Annotated in this window: 13 protein-coding genes; 5 read left to right on the forward strand and 8 right to left on the reverse strand. The window is 69.2% G+C overall.

Translation table 11 applies throughout. From position 1 onward, the window contains the following. Positions 1-48: 48 nt before the first annotated feature. Positions 49-1,401 (reverse strand): glucarate dehydratase, encoded by a 1,353-nt coding sequence (gene gudD, locus F7Q96_RS03150; protein WP_053821374.1) that lies wholly within the window; start codon positions 1,399-1,401, stop codon positions 49-51. A 164-nt stretch (positions 1,402-1,565) separates the two neighbouring features. Here gudD and F7Q96_RS03155 point away from each other — a divergent pair, with 164 nt between their 5' ends. From F7Q96_RS03155 to F7Q96_RS03170, 4 genes are all read left to right on the forward strand, one after another. Further along, positions 1,566-2,318, forward strand: coding sequence for a FadR/GntR family transcriptional regulator (locus tag F7Q96_RS03155; protein WP_053821373.1), 753 nt, complete (start codon positions 1,566-1,568; stop codon positions 2,316-2,318). Positions 2,319-2,539: 221 nt separating this feature from the next. Further along, entirely contained in the window at positions 2,540-3,457 is a 918-nt protein-coding gene (gene kdgD, locus F7Q96_RS03160) for a 5-dehydro-4-deoxyglucarate dehydratase (RefSeq protein ID WP_198751505.1), read from the forward strand. A 127-nt stretch (positions 3,458-3,584) separates the two neighbouring features. Further along, the gene (locus F7Q96_RS03165; protein ID WP_053821372.1) at positions 3,585-5,162 is read left to right on the forward strand and encodes an aldehyde dehydrogenase (NADP(+)); all 1,578 of its coding nucleotides are present in this window, start codon (positions 3,585-3,587) and stop codon (positions 5,160-5,162) included. Between the two features lie 244 nt (positions 5,163-5,406). Beyond that, positions 5,407-6,369, forward strand: coding sequence for a hypothetical protein (locus F7Q96_RS03170; protein ID WP_053821371.1), 963 nt, complete (start codon positions 5,407-5,409; stop codon positions 6,367-6,369). A 62-nt stretch (positions 6,370-6,431) separates the two neighbouring features. Here F7Q96_RS03170 and F7Q96_RS03175 read toward each other — a convergent pair whose 3' ends face one another. Genes F7Q96_RS03175 through F7Q96_RS03190 form a run of 4 tightly spaced genes read right to left on the reverse strand, consistent with a single transcriptional unit; the run spans position 6,432 to position 9,998 of the window. Continuing rightward, positions 6,432-7,637 carry an osmoprotectant ABC transporter ATP-binding protein OsmV gene (locus F7Q96_RS03175; protein ID WP_053821370.1) on the reverse strand — a complete coding sequence of 402 codons (1,206 nt, stop codon included), beginning with the start codon at positions 7,635-7,637 and terminating at the stop codon, positions 6,432-6,434. After that, the gene (locus F7Q96_RS03180; RefSeq protein WP_053821369.1) at positions 7,634-8,284 is read right to left on the reverse strand and encodes an ABC transporter permease; all 651 of its coding nucleotides are present in this window, start codon (positions 8,282-8,284) and stop codon (positions 7,634-7,636) included. Before F7Q96_RS03180 ends, F7Q96_RS03175 begins: the two co-directional genes overlap by 4 nt. A 50-nt stretch (positions 8,285-8,334) precedes the next feature. Next, complete coding sequence (locus F7Q96_RS03185; protein ID WP_390885735.1) at positions 8,335-9,249, reverse strand: glycine betaine ABC transporter substrate-binding protein; 915 nt, start codon at positions 9,247-9,249, stop codon at positions 8,335-8,337. Positions 9,250-9,281: 32 nt separating this feature from the next. Then, positions 9,282-9,998 (reverse strand): ABC transporter permease, encoded by a 717-nt coding sequence (locus F7Q96_RS03190; RefSeq protein ID WP_053821368.1) that lies wholly within the window; start codon positions 9,996-9,998, stop codon positions 9,282-9,284. An 856-nt stretch (positions 9,999-10,854) separates the two neighbouring features. Between F7Q96_RS03190 and F7Q96_RS03195 the strand changes: the two genes are divergently transcribed. Next, positions 10,855-11,790, forward strand: a complete 936-nt coding sequence (locus tag F7Q96_RS03195) for a pirin family protein (RefSeq protein ID WP_053821367.1) — start codon at positions 10,855-10,857, stop codon at positions 11,788-11,790. A 135-nt stretch (positions 11,791-11,925) separates the two neighbouring features. Here F7Q96_RS03195 and F7Q96_RS03200 read toward each other — a convergent pair whose 3' ends face one another. The 3 genes from F7Q96_RS03200 to F7Q96_RS03210 form a co-directional block, all read right to left on the reverse strand. Beyond that, positions 11,926-13,449, reverse strand: coding sequence for a tripartite tricarboxylate transporter permease (locus F7Q96_RS03200; protein ID WP_053821366.1), 1,524 nt, complete (start codon positions 13,447-13,449; stop codon positions 11,926-11,928). 10 nt (positions 13,450-13,459) lie between these two features. Then, positions 13,460-14,005 carry a tripartite tricarboxylate transporter TctB family protein gene (locus tag F7Q96_RS03205; protein WP_053821365.1) on the reverse strand — a complete coding sequence of 182 codons (546 nt, stop codon included), beginning with the start codon at positions 14,003-14,005 and terminating at the stop codon, positions 13,460-13,462. Between the two features lie 70 nt (positions 14,006-14,075). Then, a complete protein-coding gene (locus F7Q96_RS03210; RefSeq protein ID WP_053823027.1) occupies positions 14,076-15,059 on the reverse strand; it encodes a tripartite tricarboxylate transporter substrate binding protein in 984 nt (327 codons plus the stop codon). Between the last annotated feature and the right edge of the window lie 107 nt (positions 15,060-15,166).

Raw genomic sequence — 15,166 nt, forward strand, 5'->3', positions numbered from 1 at the left:
GTTGTCTCCTGAATCTCTGTTCGTTGTCGAAGGGATCGCCGGCACCGGCTACCGGACCATGCACGGCGCCTTGTTGTCGAATTTCCAGCCGGGGATCAGGAACTGCATCGCCACCGCGTCGTCCCGCGCGCCCAGTCCCATGCTGCGATAGCGCTGATGGGCCTTGTCCAGTTCGGCCATGTCGATCTCCACGCCCAGCCCGGGCCGCTTTGGCACCTGCACCATGCCGCCCTCGATCTTCAACGGCTCCCTGGTCAGGCGCTGGCCGTCCTGCCAGATCCAGTGCGTGTCGATCGCGGTGATCCGTCCCGGCGCGGCCGCGGCCACATGCGTGAACATCGCCAGCGAGATGTCGAAGTGGTTGTTCGAATGCGAACCCCACGTCAGCCCCCACTCCGCGCACATCTGCGCGACGCGTACCGAGCCCTGCATCGTCCAGAAGTGCGGATCGGCGAGCGGAATGTCGACCGATTGCAGCCGCACCGCATGGCCCATCTGGCGCCAGTCGGTGGCGATCATGTTGGTCGCGGTCGGCAGGCCGGTCGCGGTGCGGAACTCGGCCATGATCTCGCGGCCCGAATAGCCATCTTCGGCGCCGCACGGGTCCTCGGCATAGGCGAGCACCCCGCGCTTGTCGCGGCACAGCCGGACCGCCTCGGCCAGCGACCAGGCGCCGTTCGGATCGAGCGTGATCCGCGCCTTGGGAAAGCGCTCGGCCAGCGCGACGATCGCCTCCATCTCCTCGTCGCCGCGCAGCACGCCGCCCTTGAGCTTGAAGTCGTTGAAGCCGTAGCGCTGATAGGCGGCCTCGGCCAGGCGCACCACCGCCTCGGGGGTCATCGCCTCCTCGTTGCGCAGCCGGAACCAGGCATCGTCGGCCTCGGCCTCCTGGCGATACGGCAGCGTGGTGCGCTTGCGGTCGCCGATATAGAACAGGTAGCCCAGCATCTCGACGGCGTCGCGCTGCTGCCCTTCGCCGAGCAGCGCGGCGACCGGCACATCCAGATGCTTGCCCAGCAGGTCGAGCAGCGCCGCTTCCAGCGCGGTGACCGCATGGATCGTGATGCGCAGGTCGAAGGTCTGCAGGCCGCGCCCGCCGGCATCGCGGCTGGCGAAGGCCTGGCGCACGCGATTGAGCACCGCCTGCCAGGCGCCGATGGGCTGGCCGACCACCAGCGGGCGGGCGTCCTCCAGCGTCTGGCGGATGCCCTCGCCGCCCGGCACTTCGCCGACGCCGGTGCGGCCAGCGCTGTCCTTGAGCAGCACCACATTGCGCGTGAAGAAGGGACCGTGGGCGCCGGACAGGTTCATCAGCATGCTGTCGTGGCCGGCGACCGGGATCACGGTCAGTTCGGTGACGACGGGCGTGGCGCCCGGCGCGGAGATCGAGGGGTCTGTCATGAAGCGTCTCGGAAGGCTGTCTCGAACGGCTTGTCGCTACGGCCCCTGCCGCACCGGATGGTGGCAACGAGAGGCGTGCGATAAAGTCGGTTATCAGTCGTCGTATAACTTACGACGCAGTATAATGAGCCGTTCGCGAACCGGTCAAGCACCGTACATACCCTATGAAAGCCTCGACCCTGGCCCCCACTCCGCTGCGCCGCCGCGGCCGTACGCTGGCCGAAGAAGCGGTCGCCAGCCTGACCGACAGCATTCGCCAGGGCACGCTGCGCCCCGGCGACAAGCTGCCCACCGAATCGGAAATCATGGCCACGCTCGGCGTCAGCCGCACCGTGGTGCGGGAGGCGCTGTCGCGCCTGCAGGCGAGCGGCCTGGTCGAGACCCGCCACGGCATCGGCACCTTCGTGCTGACGCCGCCCCCGGCCGAATCGGCCTCCCCCTTCCGCATCGATCCGTCGGCCATGGTCACGGCGATGGACGTGCTGGCGATGCTGGAATTCCGCGTCAGCATCGAAGCGGAAGCCGCGGGCCTGGCGGCCGTGCGGCGCAGCGACGCGGATCTGGCCGAGATGCGGCGCGCGCTGGACGAACTGAAGCGCACCGCCGCGTCCGGCGGCGACTCGGTCGCCTCGGACTTCGCCTTCCACCTGGCCGTGGCGCGCGCCACCGGCAACCGCTACTTCAGCGAGATGCTGGGCCACCTGGGCGCCTCGGTGATTCCGCGCGGCCGGCTGCACGTCACCCCGGGCGACCGCGAGCAGTATCTGGAACGGGTCAATTTCGAACACGACAGCATCTACGACGCGATCGAGCGCCGCGACCCCGATGGCGCCAAGGCGGCGATGCGCATGCACCTGACCAACAGCCGCGAACGCCTGCGCAAGGCGTCGGCCGCGGCGGCCAATACGCAGGCCTGACTCCGCAAGCCTGATTCCGCAAGCCGGATTCCGACGCCCTGCCCACCGCCCCTCCGGGGGTTAACCCCCGATGCGAAACGCTTGCACTTAAGTTGTATGATGTCTTACGATATCGACCATCGAAGGACGCCCCCCTGCCGCGGCGCCTTCACCGTCCAATGTTGCGCATCGGGCAGGACGCCCGGCCTTTTCATCGGTAAATCGGAAAATCGGAAACCACCATGTCCCTGAATCCCCAAGACCTCAAACAGATCATCAGCGCCGGCCTGCTGTCGTTCCCGGTGACCGATTTCGACGCCAACGGCGACTTCGCCGCCGCGTCCTACGCCAGGCGCCTCGAATGGCTGGCTCCGTACGGTGCCAGCGCGCTGTTCGCGGCCGGCGGCACCGGCGAGTTCTTCTCGCTGGCCCCGAGCGAGTACAGCGACATCATTCGCACCGCGGTCGACACCTGCCGCGGCAAGGTGCCGATCATCGCCGGCGCCGGCGGTCCGACCCGCGTCGCGATCGCCTATGCGCAGGAGGCCGAGCGCCTGGGCGCCCACGGCGTGCTGCTGCTGCCCCACTACCTGACCGAGGCCAGCCCCGAAGGCATCGCCAACCACGTCGAGGCGGTCTGCCGCTCGGTGTCCTGCGGCGTGATCGTCTACAACCGCGCGGTGTGCCGCCTGAACGCGGTGCAGCTGGAACGGCTGGCCGAGCGCTGCCCGAACCTGATCGGCTACAAGGACGGCCTGGGCGACATCGAGCTGATGGTGTCGATCCGCCGCCGGCTGGGCGAACGCTTCGCCTATCTGGGCGGCCTGCCGACGGCCGAGGTCTACGCCGCCGCCTATCGCGCGCTGGGCGTGCCGGTCTACTCGTCGGCGGTGTTCAACTTCATTCCGAAGACCGCGATGGACTTCTATCGCGCAATCGCCGCCGAGGACCACGAGACCGTCGGCCGCCTGATCGACACGTTCTTCCTGCCCTACCTCGACATCCGCAACCGCAAGCAGGGCTACGCGGTCAGCATCATCAAGGCGGGCGCCCGCCTGGTCGGCCACGATGCCGGCCCGGTGCGCGCGCCGCTGACCGATCTGAGCGAAGAGGAATGCGCGATGCTGCAACGGCTGATCGACAAGGTCGGCGGCCAGTAACTCCTTCCGTACGCGCCGTGTCCGGCCTTGCCGGCGCGGCGCGCGCCATCATGCCTCCGGCGCATCGGCCGCTCGCGGTATCGCACCGCGGCGGCCGTTGCGCCATCGACGTTTTCAGGAGAAGCCAATGAAGATCACCGGAGAGATGCTGATCGGCGCCAGCGCCGTGCGCGGCCACGACGCCGTGCTGCAGGCGATCGACCCCGCCACCGGCGCGACGCTGGGCCCAGACTTCCATGGCGGCGGCGCGGCCGAAGTCGACCGTGCCTGCGCGCTGGCCGAACAGGCCTTCGACGCCTTCCGCAACACGCTGCCGGCGCAACGCGCGGCCTTTCTGGAGCGCATCGCCGACGGCATCGAGGCGCTCGGCGACACGCTGATCGAACGCGCCCATCGTGAAAGCGGCCTGCCGCTGGCGCGGCTGCAGGGCGAGCGCGGCCGCACCGCCAATCAGCTGCGCCTGTTCGCGCGCGTGCTGCGCGACGGCCGCTGGCAGCAGGCCACCTGGGACAGCGCGCTGCCCGAGCGCACGCCGCCGCGCCCCGACCTGCGCATGCAGAACATCGCGCTGGGCCCGGTGGCGGTATTCGGCGCCAGCAACTTCCCGCTGGCGTTCTCGGTGGCCGGTGGCGATACCGCGTCGGCGCTGGCCGCGGGCTGCCCGGTGGTCGCCAAATCGCACCCGGCCCATCTGGGCACCTCCGAGCTGGTCGGCCGCGTGATTCAGCAGGCGGTGGCCGACGCCGGCCTGCCCGAGGGCGTGTTTTCGCTGGTGCTCGGCGCCGGCAACGAGATCGGCACGGCGCTGGTCGCGCATCCGGCGATCCAGGCGGTCGGCTTCACCGGCTCGCGCGCCGGCGGCCTGGCGCTGACGCGCGTGGCGCAGCAGCGGCCGCAGCCGATCCCGGTCTATGCCGAGATGAGCAGCATCAATCCGGTGTTCCTGTTGCCGGCGGCATTGGCCGCGCGCGGCGAGCGCATCGCCACGGAGCTGGTCGATTCGCTGGTGCTCGGCGTCGGCCAGTTCTGCACCAACCCCGGCCTGGTGATCGCGATCGACGGGCCGGCGCTCGCCGCGTTCCGCGCGGCCGCGGTGCAGGCGCTGGGCGGCAAGCCCGCCGGCACGATGCTGACGCCGGGCATCCACCAGGCCTATCAGCAGGGCGTGGCAAGCCTGGGCGAGATCAACGGCCTGCAGCGCATCGGCACGGGTCTGGCCGGCAGCGGACCCAATCAGGCCTGCGCCGCGATGTTCGAGACCAGCGCCGCGCAGTTCATCGCCGATCATCGGATGCAGGCGGAGGTGTTCGGCCCGTCGTCGGTGCTGGTGGTCTGCCGCGACATCGACGAGATGGCCGCGCTGACGCGCAGCCTCGAGGGACAGCTGACCGCCACCGTGCATGCCGATGCCGGCGACCATGCGGCGGCCGCGCAGCTGCTGCCGGTGCTCGAGCGCAAGGCCGGACGCGTGCTGTTCAACGGCTATCCGACCGGCGTCGAGGTGTCGTATGCGATGGTGCATGGCGGCCCCTTCCCCGCGACCTCGGACGCGCGCACGACCTCGGTCGGCGCCGCGGCGATCTCGCGTTTCCTGCGCCCGGTCTGCTATCAGAACGTGCCGGCCGAATTGCTGCCGCCGGCGCTGCACGACGACAATCCGCTCGGCCTGTGGCGGCTGCGGGACGGGGAGCTGGGCCGCACGTGACCGCCGGCGTTGTCGCCGCCGCGCAGGCAGCGGTTCCGGCGGCGCTCAGGGACGCCGCGCTCCCGCCGGCGCGGGAACGACGGCGCGGGAACGACGGCGCGGGAACGGCGGCGCGGGAACGACGGGGTGCCCGGCCATGACCGGCGGCGACTGTGTGATCCATCCCACAGTCGCTGCAGGTCGACGTACGTACAGTGACGGTGTCACCGCAACGTGTGCCAGCCGGCCACAGAGGATCGCCATCATGACCACCCCGCCGCCCCTGCGCATCCCGCCCGAATCCGCCCATGTCGCGGTGGTCGGGCCGGTGCGGAATTGCGGCGCGACGATCGCGGGTGAAGTGGCGCACCTGCGCAAGGTCCTGGCCGGCTTCGCGTCGGTCAGCTTCCTGCTGGTCGAGAGCGATTCCTCCGACGATTCCGTGCAGCAGCTGCGGCAGCTCGCCGCGCAGGTCCCCCGCTTCGCCTTCGAGTCGATGGGCTCGCTGCGCGAGCGTCATCCGGCGCGCTGCGACCGCATCGCGCTCTGCCGCAATGTCTATGTCGAGCGCCTGGCCAGCGATCCGCGGTACGCGAAGATCGATTACGTGATTGCCGCCGACCTGGACGACATCAACCATGGGCTGACCGCCGACGCGGTGCTCAGCTGCTGGCGCAGCGAGGTGGACTGGGCCGGCATGACGGCCAACCAGCGGCTGGGTTACTACGATATCTGGGCGCTGCGCCACCCGGCCTGGTCGCCGGTCGACTGCTGGGCCGCCTATCGCGACATCGTCGACGTGGTGGGGCATCGCCAGGCACTGGAGATGTGCGTGGCCTCGAAGCAGATCCGCGTGCCGGCCGACGCCGCGCCGATCGAAGTCGAATCGGCCTTCGGCGGCTTCGCGGTGTACCGGCGCGATGCCTTCGTGACGGGGCGCTATGTCGGGCTCGACGCCAACGGCGGCGAGATCAACGAGCACGTGTCCTTCCACGCCGACCTGCGCGCGCGGGGATATCGCATCTATATCAATCCGGCGATGATCAACGCCGATTTCACCGAACACACCTATCACAAGACGCGCCTGGGCCATCTGCGCAAGGAGCTGATGTGGCGCGTGCGCGAGACCGCCGATTCGCTGCATTGCCGCGAGCAGCTCGAATCGGCGATCGACGCGATCAAGCGGCGGCTGGCGGGCCCGATCGACCCACCCGGCAGGCTGCGCTGACGCCGCGGCGCATCAGCGCATCAGCGCATCAGCTCACCGGCACACCGCCGGGCCGTACGTCCTCAAGCCGCCGCGCGCAGCGGCGCGGCAGCGCTCGCTGCCGAAGCCGGCGCCGCCGAAGCCGCGGGCGCCGCGATGGCGCCGCTGCGCGAGCGCCCCGAACTCAGATAGCCCGCGATCGATTCCTGCGTGACCTCGCCCAGGTAGACGCCGTCGGCATCGACCACCGGCAGCCAGCTGGTGTTGTGCTGATACATCCGCGACAGCACGATGCGCAGATGCTCGTCGAACGCCGCGGTCGCGGCGAACGGACGCAGCACGTCGCCGCAGAACTGCTTGCCCGCGGCCGGATTGCGCGCGTCGCGGCGCGCCACATAGCCGAGCGCGCGCTGGTCGCGATCGAGCACCGGCAGATAGCGCACGTCGGCGTCGTCCATCAGCGCCAGCGCCTGCGCCAGCGGCATCTGCGGCGTCGCGGTGGCGCCCATCGTGGCGGCATCGCCGGCGCGCACCAGCAGCAGACGCTTGAGCGTGTTGTCGTGGCCGACGAAGGCCTGCACGAACTCATCGGCCGGATGCGCCAGCAGCGCGTCGGGATGGTCGAACTGGACCAGCTTGCCGGCGCGGAACACGGCGACCTTGTCGGCCAGCTTGATCGCCTCGTCGATGTCGTGCGAGACCATGATCACGGTCTTGCCCAGCTGGCGCTGCATCTGCAGGAACTCGTTCTGGATGCTTTCGCGGTTGATCGGATCGACCGCGCCGAAGGGCTCGTCCATCAGCAGCACCGGCGCGTCGGCGGCGAGCGCGCGGATCACGCCGATGCGCTGCTGCTGGCCGCCGGACAGCTCGCGCGGATAGCGCGACAGCATCCGGTTCGGATCGAGCTGCACCATCGCCATCAGCTCGCGCGCGCGTTCGCGGCAACGCTGCTTGTCCCAGCCCAGCAGGCGCGGCACCACGGTGATGTTCTGCTCGATCGTCATGTTGGGGAACAGGCCGATCTGCTGGATCACGTAGCCGATCTTGCGGCGCAGCGCCACCTCGTCGATGCCCGCGGTGTCCTCGCCCTCGATCAGCACGCGGCCCGAGGTCGGCGGGATCAACCGGTTGATCATCTTCAGCGTGGTGGTCTTGCCGCAGCCCGACGGGCCGAGGAACACGCAGATCTCGCCGCGCGGCACCGTCAGCGACACCGAGTCGACCGCGCGCACCAGCGCGCCATCCTTCTGCGTGAACGATTTGCTCAGTTGGTCCAGTTCGATCATGTGCGGATTCCTTTGGGCGTCAGCACGCGCTGCAACCACTGCAGGCACGCGTCCGCCACGATGGCGAGCAGGCTGACCAGGACGGCGCCCACCGCGAGTTTGCTCATATTGCTCTGGCTGATCGCTTGCAGGATCAGCACGCCGAGACCGCCGGCGCCGATCAGCGCGGCGATGGTCGCCACGCCGATGTTCATCACGACCGCGGTGCGCACACCGCCGAGGATCACCGGCACCGCCAGCGGCAGGTCGACCAGCCGCATCCGTTGCCAGGTGGTCATGCCGATGCCGCGCCCGGCCTCCTGGATGCCGCTGTCGATGCCGGCCAGCGCCACGTAGGTGTTGCGCAGGATCGGCAGCAGCGAATAAAGGAACACCGCGGTGACGGCCGGCAGGTAGCCGAGCGCGTGGCCGAAGCGCGCGAACACCGGGATCATCAGGCCGAACAGCGCGATCGACGGGATCGTCAGCACGATCGTGGCCAGCGTCATCATCGGCGTGGCCAGCCAGCGCCAGCGCGTGGCCAGGATGCCGAGCGGCACGCCGATCAGGATCGCCAGCCCGACCGCCGCGCCGACCAGCGCGAGATGCTCGCCGGTCATCTTCAGCAGCGTGGGCCAGCTGTGTTGCAGATAGGAAATCAGGTCCATGGAGTGTCCGTGCTTGTCCTTGGTTGTCCTTCGTTATCCCGGCCGGGCCGTCAGATCAGCCCGCGCTGGCGCAGGAAGTCGGCCGCGACGGCATCGACTGGTTTCTGCTCGATGTCGACGCGGTAGTTCATCTCCGTCATCGACGCGTTGTCGAGCGCCGCAGCCAGCGCGTTCAGCAGCTCGGCCAGTTGCGGGTGCGCGTCGAGCACCGCCTTGCGCACCACCGGCACCGCCTGGTAGGCCGGGAAGAAGCCCTTGTCGTCGCGCAGCAGCACCAGATCGAAGCCCTTGACGCGACCGTCGGTGGCGTAGACGAGGCCGGTCTCGACCTGGTCGTTGCGCAGCGCGGTATAGACCAGGCCCGGATCGAGCTGGATCACGTCGCGGCGCGTCCATGGCAGCCCGTAGGCGGCCTTCAGCGGCTCAAGGCCGTCGGGCCGCGCGGCGAACTCCATGTCGACCGCGAAGTTGTGGCGCTTGTCCTCGCCCCCGGCGCGGATCTTGTCGGCGAGCTCGGACAGCGAGGTCACGCCGGCCGCCTCCGCACGGTGGCGCGGCATCGCCAGCGCATAGGTGTTGTTGATCGTCGAAGGTTGCAGCCACACCAGGCCCTTGGCCGCGTCGAGCGACTTGACCCGGGCGTAGCTCTGCTCGGCATCGAGCTTCTCTTCGACGCGGTTGAAGACGACCAGCGCGGTGCCGGTGTAGTCCCACACCACGTCGAGCTGTCCGCTCTCCATCGCCTGCCGCATCAGCGTGCTGCCCAGGCCCGCGGTCAGCTCGGTGTTCAAGCCCTTGGCGCGCAGATATTGCGAGGTCATCGACGACAGGATCAGCTGCTCGGTGAAATTCTTGCCGCCCACGCGCACCGGCGCGGCATCGGCGGCCGTCGCGGGGGTGTTCGCCACCAGCGCGGCGGCGCCGAGCAGCGCGGCCAGCCACGCGCGCGGACGAAGCGATCGCATCAGCGTCATGGTGTTCTCCTTGATGTTCCGCTTCATGCCGCCAACCCTCGCCGGCGCAGATAGAAGCGTCCGCCCGCGGCGAACAGCGCATCGAGCGCCAGCGCCAGCAGCGCGGTGGCCGCGGCGCCGAGCAGCAGCAGCGACGGCTTGTTCAGATAGATGCCGGGGAAGATCAGTTCGCCGAGGCTGTTGGCGCCGATCAGGAACGACAGCGGCACGGTGCCGACGTTGATCACCAGGCTGGTACGCACGCCGGCCAGGATCACCGGCATCGCGTTGGGCAGCTCGACCCGCAGCAGCCGCTGGCGCGGCGTCATGCCGATGCCCTTGGCCGCCTCGAGCAGCGCGGGCGGCAGGCCGCGCAGGCCCTCGCAGGTATTGCGCACGATCGGCAGCAGCGAGGCCAGCCACAGCGCCAGTATCGCGGGGCGCTCGCCGATGCCGAGCACCGCCAGCGACAGCGCCAGCACCGCCAGCGACGGCACGGTATTGCCGATGTTGAAGACCTGCATCAGCCGGTCGGCCCAGCGCCGCAGCGCCGGCCGCGACAGCAGGATGCCGGCCGGCACGCCAGTGGCGAGCGCCAGGGCCATCGACCACGCCACCAGGCGCAGGTGGTCGGCCACGTCGAACAGCAGGCGTCCGCGGTGTTCCGCGATCGTGTCGACGCCGACCCAGGCCAGCAGGCCGGCCAATGCCAACACGATGAAACCGGTCCAGCCGAGTCCACGCCAGATTCGCTGAGACATCTTTTCTCCCGTAAGCCAGCCGGCGTCGCGATCGGCGGATCGGCGGATCGGCCAAACGGCGACAGGCGGCGACAAAAGCACGGCACGACAGGCGCAACAAGGCGCGACGGCCGCGACGGCGGTCCATGAAGGACGACGGCGACGGACCAGCGCGATGGCGGACCCGATGGGGACATGCGCCATGGCGGCGGACCCGGCCGGGTCCAGACTAGATTGGTGCTGTCCGCCATGACCGGCGGGATGCCGGCGGACGGACGGTGGGCGCCCATTGCCGCACGAGGGGGCGAGGCGATGGGGGCCCGGTGACGGACCGCGGGTGCCGCCCGGAACGGGCAGGCGCCAGCGGCCCTGGCGCGGCGCTGCGGATCGTTGCGACGGTCGGTGCGGCGTCGGCAGGAGCCAGACGGACGCGGACGATCGCAGACGGTAAGTCCAGACCTCGCAGGCCAGTGGCAGCGCAAAATTGAAGGTTCCGACGCGCCGCCGGTCAATCGGCCGTGGTCGCGAAATCGGCCACGGCGAGCGCTAAGCTCAAGCGGCTAATTTGCAACAACGGATGGCAAAGAGGTCGCTATTCTAACCAACTTCAGCGATCTTGTCACCCCGCCCGTCAACCGGCCGTCTTTTGGCGTCTTTTTGCGCGTCCCGCGGCTTGGCCAAACGCCTGAGAAGGCACCCAGCATGGCGGCGATCCGCGTTCCAGTGGCGTTCCAGTGGCGTTCACAAACCAGGCCCTATCATTCCATCCACAGAACGCTCTTTTGCCCTGCTCCCGGCTACCGCTTTCCCGCCAAACCCTTACATTGAGGGGGTACCGCGGCGCGAGGCGCCGCTCGCCAAGACACAGGAGATCGACATGGACGACATCCGCAACCTGAACGAATTGACCACCGTGCCGGCGGCCGCCGAGGAAGCGGTGCGGCGCACCCGTACCATCGACCGCGTGGTGCGCGGCATCGCCACCTCCGATGGCGCCGGCGTCAAGCTGACGCGCGTGCTGACGCAGAACCTGCAGCGCCGGCTCGACCCGTTCCTGATGCTCGACGCCTTCGGCACGGACCGGGCCGACGACTACATCGGCGGCTTTCCGGCCCACCCGCATCGCGGCTTCGAGACCATCACTTACATGCTGGCCGGACGCATGCGCCATCGCGACAGCGCCGGCAACGAGGGCCTGCTGGAAAACGGCGGCGCGCAATGGATGGTGGCCGGTGCCGGCGTCGTGCATTCGGAGATGCCGGAACAGCAGGATGGCCGCATGGAGGGCTTCCAGCTGTGGCTTAACCTGCCGGCCAGCGACAAGATGACGGCGCCCTGGTATCGCGACCTGCCGGCCGCGGCGATCCCGACCGTCGCGCTGCCGGGCGGCGCCACGGTGCGCGTGCTGGCCGGCGCCTCGCACGGCGTGCAGGGCGCGATGACGCGACCCGTCACCGAGCCGCTGTATCTCGACGTATCGCTGCCGGCGGGCCAATCGTTCGCGCAGACGGTCCCCGCCGGGCATAACGCCCTGGTCTACGTCTATCGGGGCGAGGTCAGCATCGGCGAGGGCGACGCGCTGGCCGCGCTCGACGCGCAGCGGATGGGCGTGCTGGCCAACGAGGCGGATGCCGACGGCGTGATCGTCAAGGCCACGCAGGACGCGCGCTTCCTGCTGATCGCCGGCAAGCCGCTGGGCGAGCCGATCGTGCAGTACGGACCGTTCGTGATGAACAGCGAGGCCCAGATCCACCAGGCGCTCAGCGACTTCCGCGACGGCCGGTTCGAGGGGAAGGTGCAGAGCGCGGGGTAAGGCGGCCCTCTCCCCGACCCTCTCCCGCAAGCGGGAGAGGGAGAACACCCACCCGACCCCTGACATGCTGCCGGTTTGCTCCCCTCTCCCGCTTGCGGGAGAGGGGCCGGGGGAGAGGGCAGCGCCGTGCCAGCCCTACCCGTTCCCCTCCACCGCCGCCACCCCCTTGCCCTTGCGCAGCCGCGCGCGCAGGTCGCCCATCATCGGCCAGATCAGCACCAGGATGGCCAACGTCATGATCGTGCCGACCAGCCCGTTGGACCAGAAGATATCGAGCGAACCCGACGACACCAGCATGGTCTGCCGGAACGCGTCCTCGGCGCGATCGCCGAGCACCAGCGCCAGCACCAGCGGCGCCAGCGGATAGTCGAGCTTCTTGAGCACGTAGCCGATCACGCCGAAGCCGAGCATCAGCCAGACATCGAACAGCGCGTTGTTGACCGTATAGGCGCCGATCGCGCAGACCACCAGGATCAGCGGCGCGATGATCGAGAACGGGATCCGCAGGATCGCGGCGAACAGCGGCACCGTCGACAGCACCACCAGCAGCCCGACGATATTGCCCAGGTACATGCTGGCGATCAGCCCCCAGACGAACGGACCCTGCTCCTGGAACAGCAGCGGCCCCGGCTGCAGGCCCCAGATCATCAGGCCGCCAAGCAGCACCGCGGCGGTCGCCGAGCCCGGAATGCCGAGCGCCAGCATCGGCAGCAGCGCGCTGGTGCCGGCCGCGTGCGCGGCGGTCTCGGGCGCGACCACGCCCTCGATATTGCCCTTGCCGAACGAGTCCGGATCGCGCGCCATCCGCTTGGCCACGCCATACCCCATGAACGACGCCGCGGTGGCGCCGCCCGGCGTGATGCCGAGCCAGCAGCCGATCGCCGACGAGCGCAGCACCGTCATCCAGTAGCGCGGCAGCTCGGCCCAGGTACGCAACACCACCTTCAGGTCGATGCGCGCCTGCTTGCCGCGGAAGGCCACGCCCTCCTCCATCGTCATCAGGATCTCGCTGATGCCGAACAGCCCGATCACCGCCACCAGGAAGTCGAAGCCGCGCAGCAGCTCGGTCGAGCCGAACGTCATCCGCAGCGTGCCCGAGACCGTGTCCATGCCGACCGCCGCCAGCAGGAAGCCCGCGCACATCGCGATCAGGATCTTGGGCTTGGCCTCCTTGCCCATGCCGACGAAGCTGCAGAAGGTCAGCAGATAGACCGCGAAATATTCCGGCGGGCCGAAGCGCAGCGCGAACTTCGCCACCAGCGGCGCGAGGCAGGTGATCAGCAGCACGCCGGCCATCGCGCCGAGGCACGAGCCGGTGAAGGCCGACGTCAGCGCGCGGCCTGCCTCGCCGCGCTGCGCCAGCGGATAGCCATCGAAGGTGGTCGCCACCGACCAGGCCTCGCCCGGGATATTGAACAGGATCGACGTGATCGCGCCGCCGAACAGCGCCCCCCAGTAGATGCAGGACAGCATGATGATGGCCGAGGTCGGATCCATCGAGAACGTCAGCGGCAGCAGGATCGCGACGCCGTTGGGGCCGCCCAGCCCGGGCAGCACGCCGACCACGATGCCGAGCAGGATGCCGACGAACATCAGGCCGACGTTCTGCCACGACAGCGCGACCGAGAAGCCGTGCATCAGCGCGTTGAATTCCTCCATGGTGCCCCTCCTAGAAGCCGAGCGCCGCTTCCAGCGGCCCCTTCGGCAGCGGCACCCGGAACTGGATCTCGAAGATCCAGAACAGCACCAGATTGATCCCCGCGCCCAGCAGCACCGCCCGCCACCATTCGGCCTTGCCCACCGCCATCATGAAGCCGGCGATGAAGATCGCCGATGCGACGTAGATGCCGAGCCAGCCGATCAGCGCGACATAGACGGACAGCGGCAGCAGGATCACGCAGACCTGCCGCAATTGCTGCCAGCTGGCGAAGATCGCGTCCGCTGGCGTGCGCCACGCCTGCCATGCCACGGCCAGGCTGCACACCAGCACGATCACGCCGACGCGCAGCGGAAAGTAGCCGGCCTCCGGACCGTCGGCGGCCCAACCGGCGCCGATGCGGTGATTGCTCCAGATCACCACCGCCGCGGCCGCCAGCAGCAGCGCGGCCACCGCCAGCTCGACCGCGCGCAGCGACATGCCGCGTGCGCCCGCATCGGCATGATCAGCGCGGTCGGCGTGCGCGGCGGCGGCCGCATGCTCTTGCTGTGTTTCCATCGAAAGCTCTCCCAGTCGGTGCGCGCGGCGGCCCGCGTCGAGCCGGCCGCGCGTCGTTGGCGGTGCCGGCTCAGCGCGCGGCCATGAAGCCCGCGTCCTTCAGGATGTCGCGGTGCGCGTTCTCGTCCTTGACGAGGAAATCCTCGAGCGCCTTGCCCGCGACGAATTCGCTCTTCAGCGCATTGCGCTCGAGGTACTCCTTCCACTCGGGCGTGGCGACGATCTTGCGCATCAGCTCGACGTAGTACTTCTGTTGATCGGGCGTGATGCCGCCGGGCATCATGAACACGCGCAGCATCTGGTACTGGACGTCGAGCCCCTGCTCCTTGCAGGTCGGCACGTCGCGCCAGCTCTGCGACTGGGTGACCTTGGTGGTGTAGCCCATCCGTTCGGGCGCGAACACGCACAGCGCGCGATGCTCGCCGGCGCGCCACTGGCCGATCGATTCGGACGGGTTGTTGACGTTTGCGTCGATATGCTTGCCCGACAGCTGCGTGGCCGCCTCGCCGCCGCCCTTGTACGGCACGTAGATGAACTTCGCGCCGGTCTTCTTCTGGATCAGCGTGGTGATGATCTGGTCCTCGCGCTTGGAGCTGGTGCCGCCCATCTTGACCTTGCCGGCGCCGGCCCTGGCGCCCTCGACGAACTCGGCGACGGTCTTGTACGGGGCCTCGGCATTGGTCCACAGCACGAACTCGTCCTGCGCGACCATCGCGATCGGCGTCAGGTCGCGCCAGCTGAACGGCAGGTGGCTGACCATCGGCACCGTGTACAGCGCCGACGATGTCACCAGCAGCTTGTGCGCATTGCCCTGCGACGCCTTGGTGTCCATCAGGCCCTCGGCGCCGCTGGCGCCGGCCTTGTTGACCACGATCACCGGCTGGTTCATCAGCTTGTGCTTGGCGATGATGCTCTGGATCGAGCGCGCCATCTGGTCGGACGCGCCGCCCGCGCTGAACGGCACGACGATCTCGACCGGCTTGGTCGGCTCCCATGCCCATGCCGCGGCCGGCGCGCCGCCGATCGCGAGCGCGGCCGCGCCGAACGCCAGCATCGAACGCTTGCCCTGCTTGCTGTGCTTGCTTTGCATTGCCTGTCTCCTCGTTGGAATGTCACATCGGCCCGCCGCGTGCCGGCCGTCGAGCGGCCTTGTCCGGTCTG

Source organism: Cupriavidus gilardii, assembly GCF_008801915.1.
Taxonomy (GTDB): domain Bacteria; phylum Pseudomonadota; class Gammaproteobacteria; order Burkholderiales; family Burkholderiaceae; genus Cupriavidus; species Cupriavidus gilardii.